This window comes from Caballeronia arvi (assembly GCF_001544695.2).
GTDB lineage: Bacteria > Pseudomonadota > Gammaproteobacteria > Burkholderiales > Burkholderiaceae > Caballeronia > Caballeronia arvi.
Map to the genome: position 1 here is coordinate 1 of NZ_FCOM02000272.1, position 998 is coordinate 998.

A 998-nucleotide genomic window follows, 5' to 3' on the forward strand; every position below is an offset into this window, starting at 1 on the left:
GTTCACCGGCGCTGCCGATTGGCAACGCCCGGCCGCTGTCGAGCGTCTCGTAGAACTCAGCCAAGGGCGCCTCCCTCATCGTGAACAGGGTAAGGCTCGCGCTGCACGAGTTTGCGCTCGGGCCAGAGCCAAACAATCAGCACGACCGCGCACGCGATACCCGCGGCGCCGGTCAGCCACCATGCCTGCAGCGCCATGCCCGCAAAAACAAGAGCCGAAAACAGCCCGAGCAAAAACGGCGCATACGAGTCTTCTGGCATTTTGAGAATGATGTCGGGTTCGGCGTCCAGTGCCGTGGTCCCAAGCGCCTCGCGCCCATGATCCAGGATGTAGCCCTCGTCGAGAACCGATCTCAGACGCGTTTTCGACGCTTCGGGCAGCCGGTCTTCCCAGAGCGGATGGCGGCTCGCTACAAACGGCAAAGTCGCAAAATTGTAGGGCGGCGGCGGCGACGCCACGGACCATTCGAGCGTTGGGGCGTCCCATGGATTCTTGCCAGCGATCGGGCCACGGCGATAGCTCCAGGCGACGTCAATGAGGAAAATCAGCACGCCGAGTGCGAACACGAACGAACCCAGCGACGTGATCTGATTGACAGTGGTCCAGCCCATATCGGGCGCGTAGGTATAGATGCGCCGTGGCATGCCGAGGAGTCCGGCGATATGCATTGGAAAGAAGGCGACATTGAAGCCAATGAACGTCACAGCAAAGCCGATCTTGCCGAGCCGCTCGCTCATCATTCGTCCCGTGAACTTCGGAAACCAGTAGTAGATGCCGCCGATCACCGGGAAGACGTTGATGCCAAGGAGCACATAGTGCAGGTGGGCGACCACGAAGTAGGTATCGGTCAATTGCCAGTCGAGCGGCACGGCAGCCGTCATGACGCCTGATACGCCGCCGATCACAAATAACAGCACGAAACCCGCAAAGTAAAGAAACGGAACCTTGAATACCGGGCGACCCGTATAAATCGTCGCAATCCAGGCGAAGGTGGCCAC

The 998-nt window shown here is 60.0% G+C and carries 1 protein-coding gene; it reads right to left on the bottom strand.

Annotated features, from left to right (window positions below; genetic code table 11):
* Positions 1–56: 56 nt before the first annotated feature.
* Positions 57–998: cytochrome c oxidase subunit I (locus AWB74_RS44850; RefSeq protein WP_200822132.1), on the bottom strand; the 942-nt coding region annotated here is incomplete at its 5' end.